This is a genomic window from Mesorhizobium sp. ORM8.1, assembly GCF_053005525.2.
This window is the reverse complement of record NZ_CM132600.1, coordinates 4,884,274-4,910,091: the sequence shown is the minus strand read 5'-3', so window position 1 is coordinate 4,910,091 and position 25,818 is coordinate 4,884,274. Positions and strand designations below refer to the sequence as shown.

The following is a 25,818-nucleotide window of genomic DNA, read 5'->3' as shown; positions in this document are numbered from 1 at the left end:
GCCGAGTGCTGCCAGGGAGGAACCGGCTGGGCTGCCCCTTGCCAAGATCAGGCTTCACACAAACGGCAACAGACGCCGCTTGCATCGACCACGGCGATGCACTATCAAAATGTGGCATTTGTTTTTTATTGATAAAGTTCTGTTTGGGCCACGCCTATCCAGATGGAGCTTCCGAACCTTCACCAGGCGACCTTAGGGAGGAACCTAATGAAATTCGTATCCAGCCTTCTCAACCGCCGTGCCTTCGTGGCTCTGGCCGCCGCTTCGGTGCTTGCCGGCGCAATGCATTCCGCGCCCGCCTCGGCGGCCGACGTGACGATCCCGATCATCGTCAAGGACACCACGTCCTTCTACTGGCAGATCGTGCTGGCCGGCGCCCGCAAGGCCGGCAAGGATCTCGGCGTCAACGTGCCGGAGCTCGGCGCCCAGGCCGAGACCGACGTCAACGGCCAGATCTCGATCCTCGAGAACGCTGTTGCCGGCAACCCGGCCGCCGTCGTCATCTCGCCGACGGAATTCAAGGCACTCGGCAAGCCGATCGACGAGGCGGCGTCCAAGGTCAAGGTCATCGGCATCGATTCCGGCGCCGACTCCAAGGCCTTCACCTCCTTCCTGACCACCGACAACGTCCAGGGCGGCCGCGTCGCCGCTGACGGTTTGGCCGCCGCGATCGGCGCCGCCAATGGCGGCAAGGTCGAGGGCAAGGTTGCGCTGATCACCGCGCTTCCCGGCGCCGGCTCGCTCGAGCAGCGCGCCCAAGGCTTTAAGGAACAGCTCAAGGCCAAGTATCCGGGCCTCGAACTGGTGGCCGACAAATATGCCGACGGCCAGGCGACCACAGGTCTCAACATCGCGACCGACCTGATCACTGCCAATCCGGACCTGAAGGGCATCTTCGCTTCCAACCTGATCATGGCGCAAGGCGTTGGTCAGGCTGTTGCCGAGAACAATCTCGCCGGCAAGCTGGCGCTGATCGGCTTCGACAGTGACGAGAAGCTGATCAAGTTCCTCAATGACGGCGTCATTTCCGGCCTCGTCGTCCAGGATCCCTATCGGATGGGCTATGACGGCATCAAGACCGCGCTCGCGGCCTCGAAGGGTGAGAAGGTCGAGGCCAATGTCGACACCGGCGCCAACCTCGTCACCAAGGCCAACATGAAGGATCCCAAGATCGACGCGCTGCTCAATCCGAAGCTCAACTGAGCATTGGCACAGGCGCGCTGTTTCCGGGGCGCCGTGCCCCGGAAACAACAGGCATAAGTCGCTTGGAAATGCGCCGGCTTGGGCTAGGCTGCTCCGGCGGATGTGTCAAAGCCTCGCCGCATGCCAAATCGTGAGGCCAGTCTGGGAGGCCCATTTGGGAGGATTGCCATGACGTCGACGGCGCAAGAGCTGCACCCTGCCCCCGTGCTGGAGCCCGGCAGGACGATCCTTGAACTGCGCGGCCTCGAGAAGAAATATCCGGGCACCCATGCGCTGAAACCGGTGAACCTCGCCTTCAAGGCGAGTGAAATCCACGCCATCGTCGGCGAGAACGGCGCCGGCAAATCCACCCTGATCAAGCTTTTGACCGGCGTCATGCCGCGCACTTCCGGAGATGTCATCTGGGAAGGCAAGCCGGCGGCGCTGGCGACGCCGCATGAGGCGATGGCGCTCGGCATCAATGCCGTGCATCAGGAAGTGGTGCTCTGCCGTCACCTGACGGTCGCCGCCAACATGTTCCTCGGCGAGGAGAATTCGCGCTTCGGCATCCTGCAGCAGCGCGCCATGGTCAGGAAGCGCAGAAGATCATCGACGATCTCGGCTTCGACCTGCCGGCGCATGTCACCCTTGGTGATCTGACCATCGGCCAGCAGCAATTGATCGCAGCCGCGCGGGCCACCGTGCGCGGCACCAAATTCCTGATCTTTGACGAGCCGACCGCCTACCTGACCCGCAAGGAGGCCGACCAGCTGTTCAAGCTGATCCGCAGGCTCAAGGGCGAAGGCGTCACCATCATCTATATCAGCCACCGCATGGAGGAGGTGTTCGAGCTTGCCGACCGTGTCTCCGTGCTGCGCGACGGTACGCTGGTCGGCACCCGCAACATCGCCGAGACCAACGACGCCGAACTGGTCAAGCTGATGATCAACCGCTCGATCGAGCAGATCTACCACAAGGAGCACTTCACCCCGGGTGCCGCGATCATCGAGGCGCGGAACCTCTCGGGCAAGGGCTTCGAAAACGTCTCGATGACGGTCCGCGCTGGCGAGATCGTCGGGCTCTACGGCCTGATCGGCGCCGGTCGCAGCGAGTTCGTGACCACACTCTATGGCCGCCACCGCAAGTCGGCCGGCCAGATTTTTGGGAAGGCAAGCCAGTCCAGGTCAATTCCGAGCATGACGCGATAAAGCTCGGCATGGCGCTGGCGCCGGAAAGCCGCCGCGACCAGGGCCTCTGCCTCAATTTGCCGGTCGGCATGAACCTCAACCTGCCGATCTACAAGCGCATTTCCAGCAACATGCTGATCTCGGGCGCCAAGGAAAAGGCCGAAGCCGATCGCCAGATTGCCGACCTGCGCATCAAGACGCCGACGCGCCATGCGCTGGCCTCCAGCCTGTCGGGCGGCAACCAGCAGAAGATCGTCATCGGCAAGTGGCTGGCGCATGGCGCCAAGCTGTTCATCTTCGACGAGCCGACGGTCGGCGTCGACGTCGGCACCAAAGCCGAGATCTACCGCCTGTTCAGCGCGTTGCTGTCGAAGGGCGCCGGCATCATCCTGATCTCGTCCTACCTGCCGGAAGTCTATGAACTGGCCGACACACTGCACGTGTTCCGTCGCGGCAAGCTGGTGGCGACACATGGGTTCCGCACCGCCGACCACGAGGAAATTCTCACGCAGGCGCTCGCCGAGAAACAAGAAAAGCTGGGAGGAAAGACATGAGCACCGAGGCGATTCCTGCCGAAAAATCGAAGCGCAACTACAATGCCCTGTTTGGGCTGACGCTTCTGGCTTTGCTGGTGCTGCTGTGGATCATCTTGTCGGTGTCCACATCGAGCTTCGCTTCCGCCAACAACATCTCGAACCTTCTGCGCCAGGGCTCGATGATCGCGATCCTTGCGGTTGGCCAGACCTTCGTCATCATCACCGGCGGCATCGATCTGTCCGTTGGCGCCGTAGTCGGCTTCGCCACTGTCATTGCCGCGTTGCTAATCAATGCCGGTGTGCCGGTCTTCCTCGCCGTTTTGCTCACCTTGCTGGTCGGCATCGCCATCGGCCTGTTTCATGGCTTCGGCATCGTCAAGATGGGCTTGCCCCCTTCATCATCACGCTGGCAACACTGACCTCGTTGCGCGGCATCGGCCTATTGATCACCAACGGCAATTCGATCTCGATCAACAACGACGCCTTTCAGGAATTCTCGCGCAACTCCTTCATCGGTGTTCCAAACCTGTTCTGGATGGTCATCCTGGTCGGCATACCGGCCTATGTCTTCCTGCATCACAGCCGCTGGGGCCGATACCTGTTCTCGGTTGGATCGAACGCCGAAGCATCGCGTTTGTCCGGCGTCAACGTCCAGCGCACCATCTTCATGGCCTACACGCTGTCGGGTCTCTGCGCGGCGTTCGTCGGCGTGCTGCTGGCTTCGCGCATTGGCATCGGCAATCCGACGCAGGCCGAGGGCTGGGAACTGCAAGCGATCGCCTCGTCGGTGATCGGCGGCACCTCCTTGTTCGGCGCGGTCGGCTCGGTGCATGGGCCGCTGCTCGGCGCCTTCATTCTCGCCACCATCAACAACGGCGCCAATTTGCTGAACGTCAATGCGTTCTGGCAGCGCATCATCACCGGCGTGCTGATTATCGTCATCGTCTACTTCGACGGCCTGCGCCGCCGCGGCAAATGAACCCTCCCTGAAACTTCCGCGCTGGCCCTGCACATCCGGGGCCGGCGCCCTTCTTACTTTGGATTTGCGAAATGAAAGCCGTCGTCTGCCGCTCGCCCGGCGAGCTTGTCCTTGAAGACCGTACCGCGCCCGGCGCGTCGCCGCCCGGTTGGGCGCGCGTCACCGTCAGCTATGTCGGCATCTGCGGCACCGATTATCATATCTTCGAAGGCAAGCACCCATTTCTGGCCTATCCGCGCATCATGGGCCATGAAGTGTCGGGAACGATCGTTGAGATCGGTGAGGGCGTCGAGCTCGCTATTGGCGAGCCGGTGATCGTCAATCCCTATCTCGCCTGCGGCAAATGCATCGCCTGCCGGCACGGCAAGCCGAACTGCTGCACGAAGATCGAAGTGCTGGGCGTCCATCGCGACGGCGCCATGTGTGACGAGATCCTGGTGCCGGCGCAGAACCTTTATCCGGCAAACGGCTTGTCGCTGGCCGATGCAGCGGCGGTGGAATTCCTGGCGATCGGCGCGCACGCGGTGCGGCGCGCCGATGCCGAACCAGGCGCGCGCACGCTGGTCATCGGCGCCGGGCCGATCGGTCTCGGCGCGGCGATCTTCGCGCGCATCGCCGGGCTCGATGTCAGCCTGCTCGACATGAGCGCCGAGCGGCTCGGTTTTGCGGAGAAGGAACTCGGCTTCGCCGCGCTCGACGGTTCGAAGGCGTCGGCGGCGGATCTGGTCCGGCAAGCGACCGATGGCGAAGGATTCGATGTCGTCTTCGACGCCACAGGCAACACTGCGTCGGTGCAATCGGCCTTCGCCCATGTCGCGCATGGCGGCACGCTGGTGCTGGTCAGCGTGGTCAAGGACGACATCGTTTTCTCGACCCCGAATTCCACAAGCGCGAGATGACGCTGATCGGCAGCCGCAACGCGCTGAAGGCCGACTTCGACCATGTCGCCGCCTCGATCCGCAACGGCGCCGTGCCGCTTTCGAAGCTCGTCACCCACCGCACGACGCTCGCCGGCACGCCGCGCGACCTCGCCAGATGGGCGCATGAGAAATCCGGCCTGATCAAGGCCGTCATCGAGGTCGGTTCATAACATGGCAGGCGGCGAACCCGGCCGAATTGACGGCGCGCCGCGCAGGTCGATCCCCACTCCGTCTCGGCTTCGCCGAGCCACCTCTCCCCGATCGACGGGGGAGAGGAATGGCGCGAGCTTAGCAAGGCGGGCTCCTTTCCTCTCCCTCCGGAGGGCAGGGCAATCGCATATGAGTTTTTACGAAGAGGACCCCCACCCTAACCCTCCCCACAAGGGGAGGGAACGCTGCCGCACGCCACCCTTTTTGGCGTCGAACCTAGGCGATTTGCGGAGATCGGCGCCTACCAAGTCTCCCTCCCCCTTGTGGGGAGGGATTAAGGGTGGGGGTCCTCTTCGTAAAAACTCATATGCGATTGCCCTGACTCCGGAAGGGGAGAGGTGGCTCGGCGAAGCCGAGACGGAGTGGAGGAAGGCGGTTCTCAAACACCAAGCCGCTGACGAGTAAGCGCGACCGAGTTGATTTGATATCAGCGTGAGTCAAATCACGGTCTCGAAGACCCGCACTCCCTACAGCGCCGACAATTTGAGCTCCACCCGCTCCGCCGGAAAGCGCGATTCCGCGAACTGGATCGGCTGGCCGTCGAGCGTCACGTTGACGGCGACAGTCACCAGCACGATGGCGCCCGGCTGCAGATCGAGCGCGGCGAGATCGTCGGCATCGGCGTGGCGCGCCGACAGCACCGTCGAGTGCCGCAGATAATCGTTGACGCCGAAGCGCTTGAGCGAGGCCGTGATCGATCCCGTCTCCGCCATGGCGTTCTCGATGCCGGCGAAGCGTTTGGCGTCGAACCAGGTGGTGGCGCGCGAGATCGGATGCCCATCGGCCTCGCCGCGTGTCTCCAGCCGGATCACGGCCGCGCCCCCGGCAATGCCCAACGCCTCGGCGATGCGCCGGCTGGCCGGCTCTATCGAAGAAGACAAAAGCGCGATGTGCCGTTCGGTCGTCTGGCCCTGCAAGCCGGTCGAGAAGCGCGTGCGCGCGCCGATCGGATAGGAAAGCCGCTTGCGTGACAAAACGAAGGTGCCGCGTCCTTGCTCGGCCCTGAGCACGCCTTCCTGCACCAGCGCCGCGATGGCGCTGCGCACCGTGTGGCGGTTGACGCCATAGCGCTCGGCCAGCGCGACCTCAGGAGGCAGCGCGGCATTCTCGGCGAAATCGCCGTTCGCAATTCCCTGCAGGATCCTGTCTGCGATCTGCCGCCACAGCGACACGCCATTGCGTCTTTCGATGCTGCTCGCCAGTCCGGTCATTCAGCGCCCCCAAGCGATTTTTAGCCCCAAAGGCATTTTACGCGCTTTGTCATCCACCCGTCATGGACTCTCGTTACGAGGTAAGTATAATTTGTATAGTTGTCTATATCAATAGACAAATTTACTCTCGTCAAGGAGCTACACCATGCGAGGACAGGAAGCGCGCGAGCAGGCCGAGCGGAAAGCCGTGATGGCGACGCTGGCGCATGCGGCTGCCGATGAGATCGCGCGTCTGTGGAACGACTCCGGCCTGCCCTCCGAGGCCGAATTGCTGCGCGGCCCGGAAACCGGGCTGGTGACGGTGCGCGGGCGGATCGGCGGCGGCGGCGCGCCCTTCAATGTCGGCGAGGCGACGGTCACTCGCGCCACGGTGCGCCTGCCTTCGGGACATGTCGGCCATTCCTATTCACTCGGCCGCGACAAGAAAAAAGCCCGGCTTGCGGCCATCGCCGATGCGCTCTGGCAGGACCCAGCCCAGCGCGGAGCAGTCCAGGCCAAGCTCGTTGCGCCGTTGCGCGCGGCGCTTGATGCGGCGCGCGAAAAACACCGCGTCGAGACGGCCGCGACGAAAGTCGATTTCTTCACCATGGTGCGCGGAGAGGACTGATGGATATCGCCACGCAATCGATTGACGGCGGCTTCGCCGAGCCGGTCTTCAACGCCCAAACCGTGTTCCGCGCCATCATGGACGCCATGGCCCGCCCGGGCACGGTCCAGGCCCTGCCCGCGCTTGCGCATCCGCCCGCGCCGCTATCGGCGATCGCCGGCGCGGTGGCGCTGGCGCTGTGCGACAACGACGCGCCGGTCTGGCTCGATCCGCCGTTGCAGGCGGCGGCCCCCGTCAAGGCCTGGCTCGGCTTTCACTGCGGCGCGCCTTTAGCCAACACGCCAGCCGACGCGCATTTCGCTTTGGTCGCCAACCCGGCCGAGATGGCGGCGCTCGACGGCTTTGCACAAGGCACGCAGGAATATCCCGATCGCTCGACGACGCTGATCCTTCTGGTCGACGATCTCGCTTCAGGCCCGTCGCTGCTGCTCGAAGGACCCGGCATCGAAAAGACCTCGATGATCGCGCCGCCCGGCATGCCGCGCCATTTCGTCGAACAGTGGAAGCAGAACAACCAGCGCTTTCCGCGCGGTGTCGACATCATCCTGGCCGCGCCTGACAGTTTGGCCTGCCTGCCACGCACCACCCGCATCAAGACGATGGAGGCCTGACATGTATGTCGCGGTGAAAGGCGGCGAGGCCGCCATTGCCAATGCTCACCGCCTGCTTGCCGACCGCCGTCGCGGCGACCGCTCCGTGCCGGCGCTGCGTCTCGACCAGATCGTCGAGCAGCTGGCGCTCGGCGTCGACCGGGTGATGAGCGAAGGCTCGCTCTACGACCGCGAGCTTGCGGCTTTGGCCGTTGTCCAGGCGCGCGGCGACATGATCGAGGCGATCTTCCTGGTGCGCGCCTACCGCACCACGCTGCCGCGCTTCGGCTACACCAATCCGGTCGACACCGGTGCCATGCAGGTCGAGCGGCGCGTCTCGGCGACCTACAAGGACCTGCCCGGCGGCCAGGTGCTCGGTCCGACCTTCGACTATACGCACCGCCTGCTCGATCCGGAGCTTGCCGCCGGCGCCGAGGTCGAGGCGCCTGCCCAGCGTCCGGCCGAAGCCGAGGCGATGCCGCGCGTTTCCGCGATCCTTGCCCATGAAGGGCTGATCGAGGCCGATGGCGAGATGCCGCGCGACCACCTGCCCGGCGACATCACACGCGAGCCGCTGCAATTCCCGATGGCGCGCGACATCCGCCTGCAGGCGCTGTCGCGCGGCGACGAAGGTTTCCTGCTGGCGCTCGGCTATTCGACGCAGCGCGGCTATGCCCGCAACCATCCTTTCGTCGGCGAGGTCCGCATCGGCGAGGTCGAGCTCGAGCTTGACGTGCCGGAACTGCCCTTCGCCGTGCCGCTGGGCTCGATCCGCGTCACCGAATGCCAGATGGTCAACCAGTTCAAGGGTTCGGCCAAGGCGCCGCCGCAATTCACGCGCGGCTACGGTCTCGTCTTCGGCCAGAGCGAACGCAAGGCGATGGCGATGGCCCTATGCGACCGGGCGTTGCGCGCCAGCGAACTCGGCGAGGACGTTGTCGCCGCTGCCCAGGACGAGGAGTTCGTCATTTCGCATTCCGACAATGTCCAGGCGACCGGTTTCGTCGAGCATCTGAAGCTGCCGCATTATGTCGACTTCCAGGCCGAGCTCGATCTCGTGCGCCGCATGCGTGCCGAACACGAGGCGCGGGAACATCAGGACAAGGCCGCCGAGGAAAAGCGGGAGGCTGCGGAATGAGCTTAGTGTCCGCTACCGGAATGTCCGCCGCCGCCATCGAACGAGCCGCCGCCATGATCGCTGCCGCCGAAGGTCTCTCCGCACGGAGCATCCTTTGGTGCGGGGAGAAACATCTTCCGAAGCGCGAAGGCCGCGACGCCGGCGAACACCAGCAAAAGCACGCCAATATGCATCCAACCGGTAGAGTCCATTCGGGTCTGCTTCCGCGTCCTGGATGCCGAATTCATAGCACGGAGCGGGTGTGATCGCCATGACCGACATCGCCACCTACAACTTCGCCTATCTCGACGAGCAGACCAAGCGAATGATCCGCCGCGCCATTTTGAAGGGCATCGCCATTCCCGGCTACCAGGTCCCCTTCGCCTCGCGCGAGATGCCGATGCCTTATGGCTGGGGCACCGGCGGCGTTCAGGTCACCGCTTCGATCATCGGGCCGGATGATGTGCTCAAGGTCATCGACCAGGGCGCCGACGACACAACCAACGCCGTTTCGATCCGCGCCTTCTTCAAGAAGGTCGCCAATGTCGCCGTCACCACCGAGACGGCCAAGGCCTCGATCATCCAGACGCGTCACCGCATCCCGGAACAGCCGCTGACCGCCGGCCAGGTGCTGGTCTTCCAGGTGCCGATCCCCGAGCCGCTGCGCTTCCTCGAACCGCGCGAGACGGAAACGCGCAAAATGCATGCGCTGGAGGAATACGGCCTCATGCATGTCAAGCTCTACGAAGACATCGCCAGGCACGGCCGCATCGCCACCACCTACGCCTATCCGGTCAAGGTCGAGAGCCGCTATGTCATGGACCCCTCGCCGACGCCGAAATTCGACAATCCGAAAATGCATCGTTCGCCGGCTTTGCAATTGTTCGGCGCCGGCCGCGAGAAGCGCATCTATGCCGTGCCGCCCTTCACCGACGTGGTGAGCCTGGACTTCGAGGACCACCCTTTCGAGGTGCAGACCTTCGACCAGCCCTGCGCACTGTGCGGCGCCGAGAATGTCTATCTCGACGAGGTCATTCTCGACGACCATGGCGGCCACATGTTCGTCTGCTCGGACACCGATCACTGCGAGAAGCGTCGCAGCGACCCTACCTCCCCCTCGTGGGGAGGTCGCGCCGAAGGCGCGGGTGGGGGTCTTGAACAATCAACGCCTCACTCAACCCCCACCCCGGCGCTGCGCGCCGACCCTCCCCGCAAGGGGGAGGGTAAGGAGGCAGAATGACCGACGAACCGCTGCTGCGCGTTTCCGCGCTCTCCAAATTCTACGGCTCGCGCGTCGGCTGCGAGGACATCACCTTCGATCTCTGGCCGGGTGAAGTGCTGGCCGTCGTCGGCGAATCCGGCTCCGGCAAGACGACGCTGCTCAACTGTCTGTCGACCCGGCTGCTGCCGTCGTCCGGCACCGCCAGCTACCGCATGCGCGACGGCCAGTTCCGCGAGCTTTATCGCATGAGCGAGGCCGAACGCCGCTTCCTGATGCGCACCGACTGGGGGTTTGTCCATCAGAACCCCGCCGACGGCTTGCGCATGACGGTGTCGGCGGGCGCCAATGTCGGTGAGCGGCTGATGGCGGTCGGCGACCGCCACTACGGCAAGATCCGCGCGACTGCCGTCGATTGGCTGTCGCGCGTCGAGATCGACGAGGACCGCATCGACGACGAGCCGCGCGCTTTTTCCGGCGGCATGCGCCAGCGCCTGCAGATCGCCCGCAACCTGGTCACCGGACCGCGCCTGGTGTTCATGGACGAGCCGACCGGCGGCCTCGACGTCTCGGTGCAGGCGCGCCTGCTCGACCTGTTGCGCGGACTGGTCACCGATCTCGGCCTGGCTGCGATCGTCGTCACCCACGATCTCGCCGTGGCGCGGCTGTTGTCGCAGCGCATGATGGTGATGAAGGACGGCCGTGTCGTCGAAAGCGGCCTCACCGACCGCGTCCTCGACGATCCACGTGCACCCTACACTCAGTTGCTCGTTTCTTCGATCTTGCAGGTTTGACGATGGCGCCAAGTCACCCCCTCTGGCCTGCCGGCCATCTCCCCCTCAAGGGGGAGATTGGCTGTCGCATCGGCCTTCGCCAGTCTCCGACTTTCGAGAAAGTGCGGGGCGCAGAAGCTTCAATCTCCCCCTTGAGGGGGAGATGCCCGGCAGGGCAGAGGGGGGTGCTGTCCCGCCAACGAACGACAATTGGAGACCCTTCTAATGGCCACCCCTCTCGTCGTTTCCGATGTCGCCAAAAGCTTCACCATGCATTTGCGCGACGGCGTCACGCTGCCGGTGGTGGCGGGCGTCTCCTTCTCGATCCGTGCCGGCGAGTGCGCCGTGCTTGGCGGCCCTTCGGGCGCCGGCAAAAGCTCGATCCTGAAGATGCTCTACGGCAACTACGCCGTCGACGGAGGCCAGATCATCGTCCAGCACGGTGGCGGTCTGATCGACCTTGCCACTGCCAGTCCGCGCACCGTGCTTTCCGTGCGCCGCCACACCATCGGCTATGTCAGCCAGTTCCTGCGCACCGTGCCGCGCGTCTCCGCACTCGATGTCGTCGCCGAGCCGCTGGTCGAGCGCGGCGAGGCCAGGGAAATCGCGCGGACGAAGGCTCGCACCTTGCTTGCGCAGCTCAACCTGCCGGAAAAACTCTGGGCGCTGCCGCCGGCAACCTTTTCCGGCGGCGAGCAGCAGCGCGTCAACATCGCGCGCGGCTTCATCACCGAGCATCCGATCCTGCTGCTCGATGAGCCGACTGCGTCGCTTGACGCCAGGAACCGCGATGTCGTGGTTGATCTGATCGCCGCCAAAAAGGCGGCGGGCGTCGCCTTGCTCGGCATCTTCCACGATCTCGACGTGCGCGACGCGGTCGCCGACCGTATCATCGACGTCACCAGCTTCGCCGCGGGCAGGATCGCAGCATGACGATGAAGCTTTCGGAAACGCCGCTTATCCACCCGACGGCGCAGGTCGAGAATTCGACGCTCGGCCGCTGGACCGAGATCGCCGAGCGCAGCCGCGTGGCCGAATGCGAACTCGGCGACTATTCCTACATGATGCAGGACTGCGCGGTCTGGTGCACGACCATAGGCAAGTTTTCCAACATCGCCGCCGCCGTGCGCATCAACGCCACCAACCACCCGACCTGGCGGCCGACGCTGCACCATTTCACCTATCGCGCCTCCGACTATTGGGACGATGCCGAGCATGAGAGCGAGTTCTTCGCTCAGCGCCGCGCCAAGCGCGTCACCATCGGCCACGACACCTGGCTCGGCCACGGCTCGACCATCCTGCCCGGTGTTACCGTCGGCGATGGCGCTGCGGTCGGCGCGGGTGCGGTGGTGTCGAAGGATGTCGCGCCCTACACCATCGTCGGCGGTGTGCCGGCAAAGCCGATCCGCGAGCGCTTCGACCGTCACACCGCCGAACGCTACCAGACGCTCGCCTGGTGGGACTGGGACCATGCAAGGCTGCGCGCCGCGCTCGACGATTTTCGCGAGCTGTCGGCCGAGGCTTTTCTCGAAAAACACTGCTGTTGAACCGCCACCTTTCACACCTTTGACACAAGACTCCGACAGGAGCCAATCTCCCCAAGGAGATTGCCATGCTCGACACCGTCAGACCCTCGCTCACCGGATTTTTCGAAGGCACCAACCCGGCGCAGCCGACGCATCTCGGAACCCGCTACGACGTAGCGGGCAATTTCCTGCTCGAGCCCGGCAACACGGTCGTCTCCCACCTCGTCGAGGGATCGCCTTCCGAGGCCGCAATCCTTGAAGTCCGCGAGCGCATGCGCGCCATGCCCGACGCTGATCGCCTCACCTTCACGCCGATCTCCAGCCTGCACATGACGCTCTTCCAGGGCATCATCGAATATCGCCGCCGGCTTCCTTACTGGCCCTCGGACGTGCCGCTCGACACCAGCATCGACAACATGACCAGCCTCTATCTGGAACGCCTCAAGGGCTTCGAGGGCCGCGGCGCATTCAATGTCGAAGTCATCGAAGCCTTGCCGACCGGGCTGACCGTTGCCGGTGCTTCGGAGAAAGACCGGCGCATCATGAGTGTGTGGCGCGATGCGCTGTCGGTGCCGTTCGGTTATCGCCACCCCGATCACGACAGCTACACCTTCCACATCACCTTCGCCTACCAGATCAAGCGTCTTGCCGACGACAGGGCCGCCGCATGGCAAGAGCTGTTCGATGACAGTCTGGCGAGTTTCGCCGTCAGGCGCCAGTGATCGAACTCAAGCCGCCAGCCTTCTGCAGCTTCAAGGACATGAAGCATTTCGAGGAATTGCTGGTCCTCGGCTGACCATTCCGTGCCGGCCGCCGCCCCACGCCTGTGGGCGGTAACAAAACTGACATCAATCCGACACCCCAGCTTCACGCGCCTGCGCTAGCGAAGGTTAACAGACCTGCTAACGGCGACGGACTGGAGTTTTGGTATGTCAGCATCATCGGCCACGCTCGAAATCCGCGGCGTCTCCCGACGATTTGGCAAGAACACGGCCGTCAGCGACATCAACATCTCGATCCCGCGCGGCCAGATGGTCGGCATCATCGGTCGTTCGGGCGCCGGCAAGTCGACCCTTCTGCGCATGGTCAACCGTCTCATCGATCCGAGCCAAGGGTCGATTTTTTTGACGGCGCCGAGGTATCCAGCCTGCAGGGTTCGCCGCTGCGCCGCTGGCAGCGCGACTGCGCCATGATCTTCCAGCAGTTCAACCTGGTGCCGCGCCTCGACGTGTTGACCAACGTGCTGCTTGGGCGCCTCAACCACCGTTCCACATTCTCCAACCTGCTCGGCATGTTCACGCGCACCGAATGCGCCGAGGCGGTTGCGGCACTCGAGCGCCTCGACATCGCCCGCACCGCGCTGCAACCCGCCGGCACGCTTTCCGGCGGCCAGCAGCAGCGCGTCGCGATCGCCCGCGCCATGATGCAGCAGCCGAAGGTGCTTTTAGCCGACGAACCGATTGCTTCGCTCGACCCGCTCAATGCCAGGGTGGTGATGGATTCTCTGCGCGACATCAATCTGCGCGAAGGCATCACCGTCGTCACCAATTTGCACACGCTGGACACCGCGCGCGCCTATTGCACGCGCATCATTGGCATGGCCGCCGGCAAGGTCGTCTTCGACGGTGGCCCGGAGGACCTCGACCGCGATGCGGTGCGCACCGTCTATGGCGCCGATGCCAGCGGCGCCGAGATCTCCGAGGCGATCACGTCGACCAGCGTCACCATCAAGCCGAAGATCATCGCATCCGCCGGACCGCTCGAACCAGCTTTTCCTGGCTACTGAAGTCCTGGGCTCGGACCCTTTTGATTGGTCCGGGCGCGTCATTGGGCATCGAAAACGAGCAACCCGGATCGCCCGCCAGCGTCAAAGGCGAGACTTAAAAATCAAGACGCCACCGGCGCGTGGCCGGAAAACAGGAGAGAGTCAAAATGTTCAGGAAGATGGTTTTTGGAGCCGTTTCGTTGCTCGCCATGGCGGCAAGCGCTGCTCACGCCGCCGACATCAAGGAATTCCGCGTCGGTATTCTCGGCGGCGAGAACGAGACCGACCGTCTGCGCAATTACCAGTGCCTCGCCGACCACCTGAAGACCGAATTCGGCTTCGAGAAGGTGTCGCTGTTCCCGGCCGCCGACTATGACGGTGTCATCCAGGGCCTGCTCGGCGGCACGCTCGACTTCGCCGAACTCGGCGCTTCCGGCTATGCCAGCGTCTATCTCAAGGACCCGAAGGCGGTTACCCCGATCCTCACCACCCAGCAGACCGACGGCTCCACCGGCTATTATTCGATCGGCCTGGCATTGAAGACTTCCGGCATCACCGACATCAAGGCGGCCAAGGGCAAGAAGCTCGGCTATGCCGATCCGGATTCGACCTCGGGCTATCTGATCCCGCTGACCCAGATTCCGAAGGACACCGGGGCCTCCAACGAAACCTACTTCGCCTCGACCCAGTTCAACGGCGGCCACGAGAACAACGTGCTGGCCGTGCGCGACGGCAAGGTCGACGTTGCGGTGGATGATTCTTCCGGCGTCGGCGACTTCAAGAACGGCTACACCTCCGGCACCTTCCACAAGGAAGTCGCCAAGGGCGCCGTCGACCCGAACGACTTCGTCGAGGTCTGGCGCTCGGGCCTGATCCCGAACGGCCCGCTGGTCGTGCGCAGCGCGCTCGGCGGCGACATGACCGCCAAGCTGACCGCGTTCTTCACCGCTCTGCCGGGCAAGGACAAGGCCTGCTTCGAAGGCGTCGAAGGCGGCGATTTCACCGGCTACGTCCCGGTGAAGCCGGAATTCTACAACGTCATCGTCGAAGCCCGTAAGGCAGCCATCGGCGGCTGACGGCGAAATCGGAAAGGGCGGTGTTTTAAAACGCCGCCCTTTTTGCATCTCCGATCATGACAGTCTCAGCGACAATCCATTCCGACGCGGCAAGGCAACAGGCGGATGCCTGGCGACGCCAGACGTGGCTGCGGCGTTTCTATACGGTGCTTGGCGTCGCCCTGCTGCTTGCCGCCATGCTGTCGAGCATGTGGTTCGCCGACGAAGCCAATGCCGGCCACTTCTTCGACCGGTTGCCGCACCTGCTCGATTTCCTGAGCTGGTTGGTTCCGAAGGATTGGAACGATGTCTGGCGGGCGCTGTTCGACATTGCTTCGCCCAACGACAAGGGCACGCAGGAATTCAATTTCCCGCTCGGCCGCGTCTACATCTGGGGTGGTTTCTACATTCCCGAATATTTCGAGTTGATGCTGACCACGGTGAATGTCGCGCTGGTTTCGACCTTCATCGGCTTTGTCTTTGCCGTGCCGTTTTCCTTCATCGCCGCCCGCAATCTGACGCCGCATCCGGCGTTGCGGCTCTTCGTCAAGCGCTTCATGGAATTGCTGCGCGCCTTCCCTGAGATCGTTATTGCCGGCCTCTTCGCCGCGATCGTCTCGACCGGTCCCATCGCCGCCATCATCGCCATCGGCCTGCATTCGACCGGCGCGCTCGGCAAGCTGTTCTACGAGATCAACGAGAATATCGATATGCGGTCGGAAGAGGGCCTGCGCGCGGTCGGCGCCAACTGGTTCGAGCGGGTGCGTTTCGCCGACCTGCCGCAAGTGCTGCCCAATTTCATGTCCTACACGCTGCTCCGGATCGAGATCAACGTGCGCGCCTCGACCATCATCGGCGCGGTCGGCGGCGGCGGCATCGGCGAAGAGTTGAAGCTTTCGATCTCGCGCGGCTTCGGCGCCAAGACGCTGGCGCTGGTGCTGCTCCTGTTCATCACCATCTTCATCATCGACCAGTTCTCAGCCTGGCTGCGCCGCAAGCTTGTCGGCGAACAGGCCTTTCTGATGGGCGCCGCCTGACCATGATCCCAAAAGGTGGCAGCCGGTTTTTGGAAAAGATCATGGTCAACCCAAAAGGTGGCCTATGGCCATGACCGTAGACGACATCAAGGCGATCGAGGAACGCCATCCGCACGTGTTCCGGCGCCCGACGTACAAGCGCTTTGGTCCGTTGCTGCTGTTCGTCGGCACTCTCCTCTATCTCGTCTATGCCTTGTGGTTCTTCAACCTGCCGCAGGTGCTGCGCGAGTCGCATTGGGAACGTCTGCCGCTCTTCCTATCGCAATGGATCAGCTACGATTTGCAACCGGAATTCCGCCTCGACCAGCCGGAGATCACGCCGAAATATCCGCGCTTCTCGGCACTTGGCGACAACCCTAATCCGGATTGGGTGATCAGGAATGCCGACGGCTCGTTCACCGTGCAGATCGACGGCCAGGCAAAATCGGTCACCTTCGACAAGACTTATGCGACGATCGTTGCCTATGGGCAGACGGTGCCAGTGGCGCTGACCAGCGGCAAACCGGTGGTCTCCGGGCCGGTGCCAGACTGGGTGACCGTTCATGACGACGAGGTCGTCGCCAAGATGGGCTTTGTCGGAGAGGTGCGCGTCACCGTCGACCGCGTCAAGGTGCGCAAGCGCTTTCTCGGCTGGGCGAATTTCGTCTTCGACACGCGCTCGCCCTTCTTCGGCAAATCGGCCGGCGAAGTGATCTCGCTGATCGTCTCCGGCCCGGAATTGAAGCCGGGCACCTCGAATCTCGCACTGGCGGGCGACAATATCTGGAACAATGCCCAATGGCAGCACGGCGACGTCTGGACGAAGCTGTTGCAGACCATCGTCATGGCCTTCCTCGGCACGTTGCTCGGCGGCATCGTCGCCTTCCCGCTCGCCTTCTTCGCGGCCCGCAACATCAGGCCGAGCGGACTGCTCAGCCAGGTGCTGAAACGCTTCTTCGACTTCATGCGCTCGGTCGACATGCTGATCTGGGCGCTGTTCTTCACCCGCGCCTTCGGACCGGGGCCTCTGGCCGGCAGTGCAGCCATCTTCTTCACCGAGATCGGCACACTCGGCAAAGTCTATTCCGAGGCGCTGGAGAACATCGACGACAAGCCGCGCGAAGGCGTGGCCTCGACCGGCGCCAACGGCTTGCTGGTGCAGCGCTACGGCGTGATGCCGGAAGTCATTCCCATCTTCATCAGCCAGACGCTCTACCAGTGGAGATCGAACACCCGCGGCGCCACCATCATCGGCGCCGTCGGCGCCGGCGGCATCGGCCTGAAGCTATGGGAAGCGATGCGCACCAATTCCAACTGGGCCAACGTCTTCTACATGGTGCTGTTGACGCTGCTCGTCGTCTTCATCTTCGACAACATCTCGAACTTCCTGCGCCGCAGGCTCAGCCGCACGCTGCATGATTACAATCGGCTGCAGGCTGCGCAGGGGTAGCCTGGTGACCCATAAGCGCGGGCATCGTATAGTGCCGCGCCAAAGGGTCGACCCCACTCCGTCGAGCTGCGCTCGACACCTCTCCCCGATCGACGGGGTAGAGGAAAGGCGCCAGGCAGTCCGAGCCGGCATGTCCTCTAAGGCCGAGGCATTCTTCTTCTCCCCACGCCACCAAGCTCCCTTTCCTCTCCCTCCGGAGGGGGAGAGGTGGCTCGGCGAAGCCGAGACGGAGTGGGGGAACCACCTGGCAACCGTTGCGAACGCAAATCGGAAATGGACCAGACGCAAGCATCGTCTCGACTCGCGCCTAGCGTCGCCGACGCAGATCTTCTTGTCGTCACTATCGCCCGATCAAGGCCCCTACGCCGCCTTCTTCCACCCATCCCTGATATGCCTGTACCCCTCCCGGTAAACCGCCTCCGGGCTCTCCGAAAAATCGCGCCACACCTTCGTCGCCGCCGCCAGATCCTTCAGCGAACGCCCGAACGCCTCGATGGTCAGCCAGTCGTCATAGCCACTCTTGCGGATGGCGGAAAAAGTTTCCTTCCACGGGATGTTGCCGCGCCCGGGCACGCCGCGATCGTTCTCCGAAATGTGGATGTGAACGACATTCCTGCGGTTGCGCGTATAGGCGCCGATCGGGTCGGCTTCCTCGATGTTGGCATGGAACGTGTCGTACATCGCCTTGATGTGCGGCCGGTCGATAGCGTCGACGTGCTCGGACAGGTCAGCCATCGTGTTGAGCAAATAACATTCGAAACGGTTGAGCGCCTCGAGCCCGATGGTGACGCTCCTCTTGCCGGCATAGTCGCCGATGGCGCACTGCGAAGCCACCGAGCGTTTTTCTCGGCCGCCGTCGGCCCGTTTCCTGAGAAAGCGCCGAGCGTCGAGTGCAGCGGACCGCTCAGCGTCCTTGCGCCGAGCGCGGCGCTGCAGTCGATCGCCCATTTCATGTAGTCGATGCCGGCCTTGCGCGTCCCGGCATCCGGGGCGATCAGGTTCATCGCCGGATCGCCCATGGCCGTGACCGCCGTGCGCTCCAGCCCAATGCGGTCAAGCAACTCGCCGAGCTTCCTGTAATCGTCCGGCGAGCCGACGAAGATCGGGATTTCGACCCCGTCGAAGCCGGTCGCCTTGATGTCTTTCAACAGTGCCTCGTGTTTCTTCGAGACGCTCGTCGTCCATAAGAACATGCACATGCCGATTTTCATCGACATTCCTCCCCCTTACGCGGCTAGCCGCTTGCGCTGGCGGGCCACACTCCCCCTCATCCGGCCGCTTCGCGGCCACCTTCTCCCCGTGGGAGAGAAGAGATAGGCGTCACGCCGACCGCCGCCTCTCCCCTCGGGGAGAGGTCGGATTGCCCCGAATTGCGTTTGCAATTCGGCTGGCAATCCGGGTGAGGGGCCGGCCGCCCCTGCGCGCAGTTACAGCTTCGTCCACGCCCCGTTTTTCTTCGACGACTTCACGCAAGCCTCGATGAAGGCCATGCCTTCGACGCCGTCCGCGATCGTCGGGAACACCACGTCCTTACCCGGCTTGCCGCCTTTCCGGCGCGCCGCGCGGATCGCCCGCGCCGCCTCCTGGTAGATGTTGGCGAAGCCTTCGAGATAGCCTTCCGGATGGCCGGACGGCACACGGCTGACGCGGCCGGCGACAGGCAGCGCGCCGGCGCCGTTGCGGGTCAGCAACTGCTTGGGTTGGCCGAACGGCGTGTACCAAAGATAGTTCGGATCGGCCTGCACCCATTCCAGCCCGCCCTTCGAGCCATAGATGCGTAGCTTGAGACCGTTCTCGTGGCCGGGCGCGACCTGGCTTGCCCAGATCATGCCCTTGGCCGGATGCGCCTTGTCGACCGCCTTGAAGCGCAGCATGACATTGACGTTGTCGTCGAGCTGGCGGCCCGGCACGAAGGCATCGAGATCAGCCGACAGCGAGTCCAGCTCCAGCCCCGAGACGAAACGGGCAAGGTTGTAGGCATGCGTGCCGATGTCGCCGAGCGCGCCACCAGCGCCCGCCTGCTTGGGGTCGGAGCGCCACGACGCCTGCTTCTGGCCGGTGGCGGCGAGGTCTTCCGTCAGCCAGTCCTGCGGGTATTCCGATTGCACGATGCGGATGTCGCCAAGCTGGCCCTTGGCGACCATCTCGCGCGCCTGACGGATCATCGGATAGGCGGTGTAGTTGTGCGTCAGCACAAACACCTTGCCGGTCTTCGCGACCACCGCGGCGAGTTTTTTTGCCTCGGCCAGCGAGGTCGCCAGCGGCTTGTCGCAGATGACGTGGATGCCGGCTTCGAGGAAGGCCTTGGCCGCCGGCACATGCACGTTGTTGGGCGTGACGATCGCCACCGCTTCGATGCCGTCGGGGCGCTTGGCTTCGGCCTTGGCCATCTCGGCATAGGAACCATAGCTGCGTTCAGGATCGAGCCCGAGTTCGGCTGCCGACGCCTTGGCGCGCTCGGGATTGGCCGACAGGGCACCCGCAACCAGCACGAAGTCATTGTCCATCCGCGCCGCGATCCGGTGCACGGCGCCGATGAAGGCGCCCTGCCCACCGCCGACCATGCCATAGCGGATTGGACCGCCTCCCGTTTCCGACTTCGATGCGCCGACCATTCTTCGTCTCCTCGATGTTCACCTCCCCTCGAGGGGAGGTCGATCCGCGCAGCGGATCGGGTGGGGTCGCCGGGCGTAAGGCTCGGCATGAACCGATCCCACCCGGCCCTTCGGGCCACCCTCCCTTCAAGGGGGAGGGTAAAAGTGTCAGAGTCCCATCATTGCGCGCAACAGCTTCTTGTCGCTGGTGCCGCTGGCAAAATCGTCGAAGGCTTTTTCCGTCACCCGGATGATGTGATGCTGGATGAAGGGCGCGCCCTCGGCGGCGCCATCTTCGGGATGCTTCAGGCAGCACTCCCATTCAAGCACCGCCCAGGAATCGTAATTGTACTGGGCGAGCTTGGAGAAGATGCCGCCGAAATCGACCTGGCCGTCGCCAAGCGAGCGGAAGCGGCCGGCGCGGTTCACCCAGCCCTGGTAGCCGGAATAGACGCCCTGACGTCCAGTTGGATTGAACTCGGCGTCCTTGACGTGGAAGGCCTTGATCCGCTCGTGATAGATGTCGATGAAGTCGAGATAGTCGAGCTGCTGCAACAGGAAGTGCGACGGATCGTAGTTGATGTTGCAGCGCTTGTGGCCGCCGACCGCGTCGAGAAACATCTCGAAGGTCGCGCCGTCGAACACGTCTTCCGAGGGTGAATCTCGTAGCCGACATCGACACCGTTGTCCTCGTAGACATCGAGGATCGGTTTCCAGCGTTTGCCGAGTTCGCCAAAGGCTTCCTCGATCAGTCCGGCGGGCCGCTGCGGGAAGGGATAAAGATAAGGGAAAGCCAGCGAACCGGTGAACGACACCGATGCATTCAGCCCGAGATTGCGCGACGCCTTGGCCCCGAATTTCATCTGTTCGACAGCCCATTTCTGCCGCGCCTTGGAATTGTTGTGCACCGAAGGCGGCGCGAAGCCATCCATTTGCGCATCATAGGCGGGATGCACCGCCACCAGCTGGCCCTGCAGATGGGTCGATAATTCGGTGATCTCGACGCCGGCCTCGGCGCAGATGCCTTTCACCTCGTCGCAATAGGCCTTCGATGACGCCGCTTTCTCGAGATCGAACAGCCGCGCGTCCCAGGTCGGAATCTGCACGCCCTTGTAGCCGAGGCCGGCCGCCCATTTGGTGATCGAAGCCAGCGAATTGAATGGGGCGGCATCGCCCGCGAACTGCGCCAGAAACAGACCAGGACCCTTCATCGTCGTCGGCATCGGCATCTCCCTCTCTCGTTTTTCCGCAACCAAGCATAGCGCCGATTGCAGTGACGGCCAGCCTGTTTGGTTTGTTTGATAGCTGTGCCAGCACAGCGCCATTCTGGTATTACCAAATCCAGCCATCCGGTCAAGCCAGTGAAAAGCCTAAGCAACTACACAATTCGGTTACGGCATATCCACTTTACCGTTTTAAATCATGAATATAGGCCAAAATCCAGGCTTTCATCCCGTGCTTCTTGCCGTTCGGCTGAATTTACGCTAGAGGTCACGATAGACCCAATTGGTCGAACCAGTTTCGCAAAAAATGCTGGGAACGCCTTGGGGAGGAATCGTGCGGCCGCCTCGCAGGCGGCGGCGTGGGTGAACGTGACAAGGCGAATTCTGGGAAGGATAGACCATGCATCTTTCGACGCACAACTGGATGCGGGCGGAGCCACTGGAGGTGACGCTCAAGCGCATCAAGAAATTCGGCTACGAATCGATCGAGATTTCCGGCGAACCCGAGCAGTACAAGACCAAGGAAACGCGCGCGCTGTTGAAGGAGCACGGTATCCGCTGCTGGGGTTCGGTGACGCTGATGCTGGGCGAGCGCAACCTTGCCGCCAAGGACCAGGGCCAGCGCGAGCGCTCGGTCCAATATGTCAAGGACGTGCTGACCATGGTGAGCGAGCTCGACGGCGAGATCATCACGCTTGTGCCCGCGACCGTCGGCAAGGTGGTGCCGGACGGCACCGAGGCCGAGGAATGGGGCTGGGTGGTCGATGCCACCCGCGAATGCTTCGCCCATGCCAAGAAGGTTGGCGTCAAGATCGCGGTCGAGCCGCTCAACCGCTTCGAGACCTACCTGTTCAACCGCGGCGCCCAGGCGCTGGCGCTTGCCGACGCGGTGAGCCCGGAATGCGGCGTCTGCCTCGACGCCTACCACATCCATATGGAGGAATTTAACGTCTATGACGCGATCCGCCAGGTCGGCAAGCGGCTCTATGACTTCCATGTCGCCGACAACAACCGCTTCGCCGCCGGCCTTGGCCAGATCGACTGGCCCAAGATCGTGCGCACCTTGAAGGAGGTCGGCTATGACGGCGCGTTGACCAACGAGTTCGTCGCCCCTGTCGACCGCACGCCAGCAGCACCTTATCCCGAGATGGTCGAGCGCAATCCGGTCGACATCTCGCCCGAGCAGCTCAAATTCATCCAGGATCATGGCTCCAGCGTGCTGACGGAGAAATTCTACACCGACCAGATGCGCATCACCGCCGAAACGCTGCTGCCGCTGATCAAGTAGACCTCATTGAAACTTAGCCCTTCCGTCCTGACCGGGCGGCGGGGCCGGGGACAAAGATGCGTATCAAAAGCGTCCAGGCCTGGTGGGTGCGCGTACCGATCGAAGCGGCAAAACAGCACCGCTCCGATTTCGGTCAGGTGACGACGTTCGATGCCGCCATTTTGCGCATCGAGACCGATGACGGCCTGGTCGGCTGGGGCGAAGGCAAGAACGCCGCCGGCAGCGCCGGCAGCTATGGCGCGCTCGTCCATATGCTCAACCACGAGGTCGGCCCGCAGCTCATCGGCCGCGACCCGGCCGATATCGGCGTCATCTGGGAAATGCTCTACAACGGCGTGCGGCACGAGACGGCGGCCCATAGCGGCCATGCCATGCCGCAATTGGCGCGGCGCGGCATCAGCGTGGCGGCGATCAGCGCCGTCGACATCGCGCTGTGGGACATCCTCGGCAAGTCGCTCGGGCAGCCTGTCTGGCGGCTCATCGGCGGCCGCAAGGTCGAGCGCATGCAGGCCTATGCCTCGGGCGGCTGGGCGTCCACTGAGGCCATCGGCGAGCAATTGAAGTCCTACATCGCCAAAGGCGGCTTCAAGGCATTGAAGATGCGCGTCGGCTCCATGGACGGCGCGCCGCATGTCTCGGCCGCGCGCGTGCGCGCCGCAAGGCAGGCTGTCGGCCCCGATGTCGATCTCATGGTCGATGCGCACGGCACCTATACGGTCGCCGAGGCAAAGCGCTTCATCGGTCTCACCGCCGATCTCGACCTTGCCTGGTTCGAGGAACCGGTGATCGCCGACGACAAGTCGGGCATGGCCGAGGTGCGCGCCTCGGGTTCGACGCCGATCGCGACCGGCGAAAGCGAGGCGACGCGCTATGCCTTCCGCGACCTGGCCGTGCTGAAATCGGCCGACATCTTCCAGCCCGACCCGGCTTTTTGCGGCGGCATCAGCGAGGCGATCAAGATCGGCACCATCGCCAGCGCCTTCAATCTGCGCCTGGCGCCGCATCTGTGGGCCGGCGCGCCCTGCTTCTTTGCCGGGCTGCATGTCTGCGCCGCTTCGCCCGCAAGCTTCATCGTCGAATATTCGCTCGGCGCCAACCCGATGATTCACGATCTCGTGCAAGAGACTGTCGAAGCAAAGGACGGTATGATAGCGATCCCCGAAAAACCCGGGCTGGGATTCACCATATCCGAGCGGTTTCTGGAGGCGCACGCGCAACGCATTTGACGATGAAAGAAAAGAACCTTCTCGCCGAACTCGCCGCCTATCTGTTCTCCCATTCGGACAAGGAGACCGGCCGCACGCCGTCGGAACGCGAGCTGGCGGAGCATTTCGGCGTCAGCCGCGGCCAGATCCGCGAAGCGCTGGCGATCCTCGAAGCCATGCGCATCGTCGAGCGCCGCGCCAAATCCGGCATCTATGTCGACACCAGGCAGGCGAGCGTGGAAGCGTTGGCGCTGTTCGCCCGCGCCGGCCTGCCGCTCGATCCGGTGCAGATCTACGAGACCGTCGAGCTGCGCAAGATCCATGAGATCAAGGCGGCCGAACTCGCCTGCTCGCGCGCCACGGAGGAGAATTTCGAGCGGCTGCGCGAGATCCTCAAGGCTTCCGAGCAGCGCATCGCCGCCGGCGAAGGCCTCGCCAAGGAGGATCGCGAGTTCCATCTCGAGATCGTGCGGGCAACCAAGAACGGCGTCTTCCACAACATCTGCAGCGTCTATTACCTGATGGGCGAGCAGCGCCTGCCGATCTATTTCAACGACCCGGAGCGCTCGGTGCGCTCGCATGCCGAGCACATCCAGATCTACGAGGCGCTGCTGCGCCGCGACGGCAACCTCGCCCAGGCGCTGATGAGCGCTCATCTGCAAGGCGCCGAGAGCTACTGGAAGGGGATCATCGAGGGCCGCGGCATGGAGCCGAAAAGCGCGGCGTTCGAAAAGGCCTGAGCCTGATGCGCAAGATACTTTCCACGCACCCGCTGCACCCACGCGCCACGGCCATGCTGGCAGGCGCGGCAAGGCTGGCTGTCGCCTCCGCGCTCGATGCCAGGACACTGACCGCGGAAGCGAGCGACGCCGACATCGTCATCGTGCGCGCGCCGCTGCCGCCGGAGCTGTTTTCCGGCGCGACCAATCTGCGCGCCGCGATCCGACATGGCGCCGGGCTGGACATGATCCCGCTTGAGGCAGCAACGGCGGCAGGCGTGCTGGTGGCGAATGTGCCGGCCGTCAACGCCCGCTCGGTCGCCGAACATGTGATGTTCGCCGCGCTTGCGCTGCTGCGGCAATTCCGCAAGGTCGACCGTGACCTGCGCGCCAAGGGCTGGCTCGCCGGCCGCGAGCATGCCAATTCCAACACCGAGCTTGCCGGCAAGACCATCGGCATCGTCGGCCTTGGCGCGGTTGGCCAGGCCGTCGGCCACATCGCGGCGCATGGCTTCGACCTCAAAGTGGTGGCCACCACACGCAGCATGCAGCCGGCGCCGGACAAGATCGGCTTCCTGTCGATCGACGCGCTGGTCGAGCAGAGCGACATCATCGTGCTGTGCTGCCCGCTGACGCCGGAGACGCGCGGCCTGATCAGCCGCGAACGCATCGCCCGCATGAAACCCAACGCGCTGCTGATCAACGTCTCGCGCGGGCCGGTGGTCGATGACGACGCATTGATCGAAGCCCTGCGAAAAGGCCGCATCGGCGGCGCGGCACTGGATGTCTTTGCGACGCAGCCATTGCCGCCGAGCCACCCCTATTTCAGCTTCGACAACGTCATCGTCACCCCGCATATGGCCGGCATCACCGAGGAATCGATGATGCGCATGGGCGTCGGCGCCGCAGGCGAGGCGTTGCTGGTGCTCGCCAACGAACTGCCCGTCAATTTGCGCAACCCGGACGTGATCGGCCACTACCGGCGGCGCTTTCCCGCCGGCTGAAGTCCACGCCTCAATTTTCGCCGATTTGGCGGCGACGCTGACCGCCATGGCCAAACATGTCGCAAAAATCCTTATCCTGATCGCCGGCGCTTGCATGGCGACGGCTGGCGCCCGGGCGGAAGGACAGGGCAGCTATGTGCCCTGCGACAACGGCCTGCGCTGCGTCATGGCGCCCTGCCCTTCCAACAGCGCGCTCGATCTCGCCACCGGCAAGATCGTCAAAGGCGTGTGGATCGACATCGACGGCTTGCCGCAGCAGGACAAGGTGCTCGATCTGCCGGACAAGCTCTATGCCGGCAAGGTCGTCATCACGGGCACGATCGAGAACCGGTCGCACGACTTCAATGGCAAGCACTACAGTCTGCCGACGCTGATCGCTACCGGCATCGAGCGCGCGGCGAAGGACGGTGAGCGCGGCCACTGCTCGGCGCACTGAGGGCTG

19 protein-coding genes and 7 pseudogenes are annotated in these 25,818 nt (G+C 63.7%); 21 read left to right on the top strand and 5 right to left on the bottom strand.

Annotated features, from left to right (window positions below; genetic code table 11):
- The first annotated feature begins 207 nt into the window (after positions 1–207).
- The 4 genes and pseudogenes from ACVDG8_RS24655 (at position 208) to ACVDG8_RS24640 (ending at position 4,974) form a co-directional block, all read left to right on the top strand.
- Positions 208–1,203 carry a substrate-binding domain-containing protein gene (locus tag ACVDG8_RS24655; RefSeq protein WP_447257045.1) on the top strand — a complete coding sequence of 332 codons (996 nt, stop codon included), beginning with the start codon at positions 208–210 and terminating at the stop codon, positions 1,201–1,203.
- 168 nt (positions 1,204–1,371) lie between these two features.
- Positions 1,372–2,923, top strand: a pseudogene (locus ACVDG8_RS24650) (sugar ABC transporter ATP-binding protein).
- Positions 2,920–3,884: pseudogene (locus ACVDG8_RS24645) on the top strand (ABC transporter permease). The pseudogenes ACVDG8_RS24650 and ACVDG8_RS24645 overlap by 4 nt, the downstream one beginning before the upstream one ends.
- 71 nt (positions 3,885–3,955) lie before the next feature.
- A pseudogene (locus tag ACVDG8_RS24640) lies at positions 3,956–4,974 on the top strand (zinc-binding alcohol dehydrogenase family protein).
- Between the two features lie 507 nt (positions 4,975–5,481).
- On the opposite strand, the gene phnF reads toward ACVDG8_RS24640, so the two are convergent.
- Positions 5,482–6,225 (bottom strand): phosphonate metabolism transcriptional regulator PhnF, encoded by a 744-nt coding sequence (gene phnF / locus ACVDG8_RS24635; protein WP_447257041.1) that lies wholly within the window; start codon positions 6,223–6,225, stop codon positions 5,482–5,484.
- A 145-nt stretch (positions 6,226–6,370) separates the two neighbouring features.
- Here phnF and phnG point away from each other — a divergent pair, with 145 nt between their 5' ends.
- The 3 genes from phnG to ACVDG8_RS24620 are packed head-to-tail and all read left to right on the top strand — an operon-like array spanning position 6,371 to position 8,560.
- A complete protein-coding gene (phnG, locus tag ACVDG8_RS24630; protein ID WP_447257040.1) occupies positions 6,371–6,832 on the top strand; it encodes a phosphonate C-P lyase system protein PhnG in 462 nt (153 codons plus the stop codon).
- Positions 6,832–7,443, top strand: coding sequence for a phosphonate C-P lyase system protein PhnH (phnH, locus tag ACVDG8_RS24625; RefSeq protein ID WP_447257039.1), 612 nt, complete (start codon positions 6,832–6,834; stop codon positions 7,441–7,443). Before phnG ends, phnH begins: the two co-directional genes overlap by 1 nt.
- A 1-nt stretch (position 7,444) precedes the next feature.
- Positions 7,445–8,560 (top strand): carbon-phosphorus lyase complex subunit PhnI, encoded by a 1,116-nt coding sequence (locus ACVDG8_RS24620; protein ID WP_447257038.1) that lies wholly within the window; start codon positions 7,445–7,447, stop codon positions 8,558–8,560.
- 2 nt (positions 8,561–8,562) lie between these two features.
- On the opposite strand, the gene ACVDG8_RS24615 is transcribed toward ACVDG8_RS24620, so the two are convergent.
- Complete coding sequence (locus ACVDG8_RS24615) at positions 8,563–8,751, bottom strand: hypothetical protein (protein ID WP_447257037.1); 189 nt, start codon at positions 8,749–8,751, stop codon at positions 8,563–8,565.
- A 59-nt stretch (positions 8,752–8,810) separates the two neighbouring features.
- Here ACVDG8_RS24615 and ACVDG8_RS24610 point away from each other — a divergent pair, with 59 nt between their 5' ends.
- From ACVDG8_RS24610 to phnE (ACVDG8_RS24570), 9 genes and pseudogenes are all read left to right on the top strand, one after another.
- On the top strand, positions 8,811–9,779 hold the full coding sequence (locus ACVDG8_RS24610; protein ID WP_447257036.1) for an alpha-D-ribose 1-methylphosphonate 5-phosphate C-P-lyase PhnJ: 969 nt from the start codon (positions 8,811–8,813) through the stop codon (positions 9,777–9,779).
- The gene (phnK, locus tag ACVDG8_RS24605; RefSeq protein WP_447257035.1) at positions 9,776–10,552 is read left to right on the top strand and encodes a phosphonate C-P lyase system protein PhnK; all 777 of its coding nucleotides are present in this window, start codon (positions 9,776–9,778) and stop codon (positions 10,550–10,552) included. The genes ACVDG8_RS24610 and phnK overlap by 4 nt, the downstream gene beginning before the upstream one ends.
- Positions 10,553–10,756: 204 nt before the next feature.
- On the top strand, positions 10,757–11,464 hold the full coding sequence (gene phnL / locus ACVDG8_RS24600; protein WP_447257034.1) for a phosphonate C-P lyase system protein PhnL: 708 nt from the start codon (positions 10,757–10,759) through the stop codon (positions 11,462–11,464).
- Positions 11,461–12,078 carry a DapH/DapD/GlmU-related protein gene (locus ACVDG8_RS24595; protein WP_447257033.1) on the top strand — a complete coding sequence of 206 codons (618 nt, stop codon included), beginning with the start codon at positions 11,461–11,463 and terminating at the stop codon, positions 12,076–12,078. The genes phnL and ACVDG8_RS24595 overlap by 4 nt, the downstream gene beginning before the upstream one ends.
- Positions 12,079–12,143: 65 nt before the next feature.
- Positions 12,144–12,853, top strand: a pseudogene (locus ACVDG8_RS24590) (DUF1868 domain-containing protein).
- Positions 12,854–12,986: 133 nt separating this feature from the next.
- Positions 12,987–13,843: pseudogene (gene phnC, locus ACVDG8_RS24585) on the top strand (phosphonate ABC transporter ATP-binding protein).
- Between the two features lie 146 nt (positions 13,844–13,989).
- Complete coding sequence (gene phnD, locus ACVDG8_RS24580) at positions 13,990–14,898, top strand: phosphonate ABC transporter substrate-binding protein (RefSeq protein ID WP_447257032.1); 909 nt, start codon at positions 13,990–13,992, stop codon at positions 14,896–14,898.
- Between the two features lie 56 nt (positions 14,899–14,954).
- On the top strand, positions 14,955–15,914 hold the full coding sequence (phnE, locus tag ACVDG8_RS24575) for a phosphonate ABC transporter, permease protein PhnE (RefSeq protein ID WP_447257031.1): 960 nt from the start codon (positions 14,955–14,957) through the stop codon (positions 15,912–15,914).
- Positions 15,915–15,984: 70 nt separating this feature from the next.
- Positions 15,985–17,343: a phosphonate ABC transporter, permease protein PhnE gene (gene phnE / locus ACVDG8_RS24570; RefSeq protein WP_455707249.1), complete on the top strand. Its 1,359-nt coding sequence runs from the start codon at positions 15,985–15,987 to the stop codon at positions 17,341–17,343.
- Positions 17,344–17,703: 360 nt separating this feature from the next.
- Here phnE (ACVDG8_RS24570) and ACVDG8_RS24565 read toward each other — a convergent pair.
- The 3 genes and pseudogenes from ACVDG8_RS24565 to ACVDG8_RS24555 all read right to left on the bottom strand — a co-directional run bounded on the left by ACVDG8_RS24565 (position 17,704) and on the right by ACVDG8_RS24555 (position 21,160).
- Positions 17,704–18,554 (bottom strand): annotated as a pseudogene (locus ACVDG8_RS24565) (sugar phosphate isomerase/epimerase family protein).
- 216 nt (positions 18,555–18,770) lie between these two features.
- Positions 18,771–19,958, bottom strand: coding sequence for a Gfo/Idh/MocA family protein (locus tag ACVDG8_RS24560; protein ID WP_447257028.1), 1,188 nt, complete (start codon positions 19,956–19,958; stop codon positions 18,771–18,773).
- 147 nt (positions 19,959–20,105) lie between these two features.
- Positions 20,106–21,160, bottom strand: a pseudogene (locus ACVDG8_RS24555) (sugar phosphate isomerase/epimerase family protein).
- Positions 21,161–21,560: 400 nt separating this feature from the next.
- Between ACVDG8_RS24555 and ACVDG8_RS24550 the strand changes: the two are divergent.
- From ACVDG8_RS24550 to ACVDG8_RS24530, 5 genes are read left to right on the top strand one after another with little or no spacing between them, the layout of a single operon-like run.
- Complete coding sequence (locus ACVDG8_RS24550; protein WP_447257026.1) at positions 21,561–22,448, top strand: sugar phosphate isomerase/epimerase family protein; 888 nt, start codon at positions 21,561–21,563, stop codon at positions 22,446–22,448.
- 56 nt (positions 22,449–22,504) lie between these two features.
- Complete coding sequence (locus ACVDG8_RS24545; RefSeq protein ID WP_447257025.1) at positions 22,505–23,674, top strand: mandelate racemase/muconate lactonizing enzyme family protein; 1,170 nt, start codon at positions 22,505–22,507, stop codon at positions 23,672–23,674.
- Between the two features lie 2 nt (positions 23,675–23,676).
- On the top strand, positions 23,677–24,393 hold the full coding sequence (locus ACVDG8_RS24540) for a FadR/GntR family transcriptional regulator (RefSeq protein WP_447257024.1): 717 nt from the start codon (positions 23,677–23,679) through the stop codon (positions 24,391–24,393).
- A 5-nt stretch (positions 24,394–24,398) separates the two neighbouring features.
- On the top strand, positions 24,399–25,376 hold the full coding sequence (locus tag ACVDG8_RS24535; protein WP_447257023.1) for a hydroxyacid dehydrogenase: 978 nt from the start codon (positions 24,399–24,401) through the stop codon (positions 25,374–25,376).
- Positions 25,377–25,422: 46 nt separating this feature from the next.
- Positions 25,423–25,812, top strand: coding sequence for a hypothetical protein (locus ACVDG8_RS24530; RefSeq protein WP_447257022.1), 390 nt, complete (start codon positions 25,423–25,425; stop codon positions 25,810–25,812).
- The last annotated feature ends 6 nt before the right edge of the window (positions 25,813–25,818 follow it).

What these genes read in the sequence shown, in the direction of transcription:
- ACVDG8_RS24595 (WP_447257033.1), top strand. Translation starts at nt 11,461, where the DNA reads ATGACGATGAAGCTTTCGGAAACGCCGCTTATCCACCCGACGGCGCAG.
- ACVDG8_RS24655 (WP_447257045.1), top strand. Translation starts at nt 208, where the DNA reads ATGAAATTCGTATCCAGCCTTCTCAACCGCCGTGCCTTCGTGGCTCTG.
- phnE (WP_447257031.1), top strand. Translation starts at nt 14,955, where the DNA reads ATGACAGTCTCAGCGACAATCCATTCCGACGCGGCAAGGCAACAGGCG.
- phnF (WP_447257041.1), bottom strand. Translation starts at nt 6,225, where the DNA reads ATGACCGGACTGGCGAGCAGCATCGAAAGACGCAATGGCGTGTCGCTG.
- phnE (WP_455707249.1), top strand. Translation starts at nt 15,985, where the DNA reads ATGACCGTAGACGACATCAAGGCGATCGAGGAACGCCATCCGCACGTG.
- ACVDG8_RS24610 (WP_447257036.1), top strand. Translation starts at nt 8,811, where the DNA reads ATGACCGACATCGCCACCTACAACTTCGCCTATCTCGACGAGCAGACC.
- phnK (WP_447257035.1), top strand. Translation starts at nt 9,776, where the DNA reads ATGACCGACGAACCGCTGCTGCGCGTTTCCGCGCTCTCCAAATTCTAC.
- phnL (WP_447257034.1), top strand. Translation starts at nt 10,757, where the DNA reads ATGGCCACCCCTCTCGTCGTTTCCGATGTCGCCAAAAGCTTCACCATG.
- ACVDG8_RS24530 (WP_447257022.1), top strand. Translation starts at nt 25,423, where the DNA reads ATGGCCAAACATGTCGCAAAAATCCTTATCCTGATCGCCGGCGCTTGC.
- ACVDG8_RS24540 (WP_447257024.1), top strand. Translation starts at nt 23,677, where the DNA reads ATGAAAGAAAAGAACCTTCTCGCCGAACTCGCCGCCTATCTGTTCTCC.
- phnG (WP_447257040.1), top strand. Translation starts at nt 6,371, where the DNA reads ATGCGAGGACAGGAAGCGCGCGAGCAGGCCGAGCGGAAAGCCGTGATG.
- ACVDG8_RS24560 (WP_447257028.1), bottom strand. Translation starts at nt 19,958, where the DNA reads ATGGTCGGCGCATCGAAGTCGGAAACGGGAGGCGGTCCAATCCGCTAT.
- ACVDG8_RS24545 (WP_447257025.1), top strand. Translation starts at nt 22,505, where the DNA reads ATGCGTATCAAAAGCGTCCAGGCCTGGTGGGTGCGCGTACCGATCGAA.
- ACVDG8_RS24620 (WP_447257038.1), top strand. Translation starts at nt 7,445, where the DNA reads ATGTATGTCGCGGTGAAAGGCGGCGAGGCCGCCATTGCCAATGCTCAC.
- ACVDG8_RS24535 (WP_447257023.1), top strand. Translation starts at nt 24,399, where the DNA reads ATGCGCAAGATACTTTCCACGCACCCGCTGCACCCACGCGCCACGGCC.
- phnH (WP_447257039.1), top strand. Translation starts at nt 6,832, where the DNA reads ATGGATATCGCCACGCAATCGATTGACGGCGGCTTCGCCGAGCCGGTC.
- phnD (WP_447257032.1), top strand. Translation starts at nt 13,990, where the DNA reads ATGTTCAGGAAGATGGTTTTTGGAGCCGTTTCGTTGCTCGCCATGGCG.
- ACVDG8_RS24550 (WP_447257026.1), top strand. Translation starts at nt 21,561, where the DNA reads ATGCATCTTTCGACGCACAACTGGATGCGGGCGGAGCCACTGGAGGTG.
- ACVDG8_RS24615 (WP_447257037.1), bottom strand. Translation starts at nt 8,751, where the DNA reads ATGGACTCTACCGGTTGGATGCATATTGGCGTGCTTTTGCTGGTGTTC.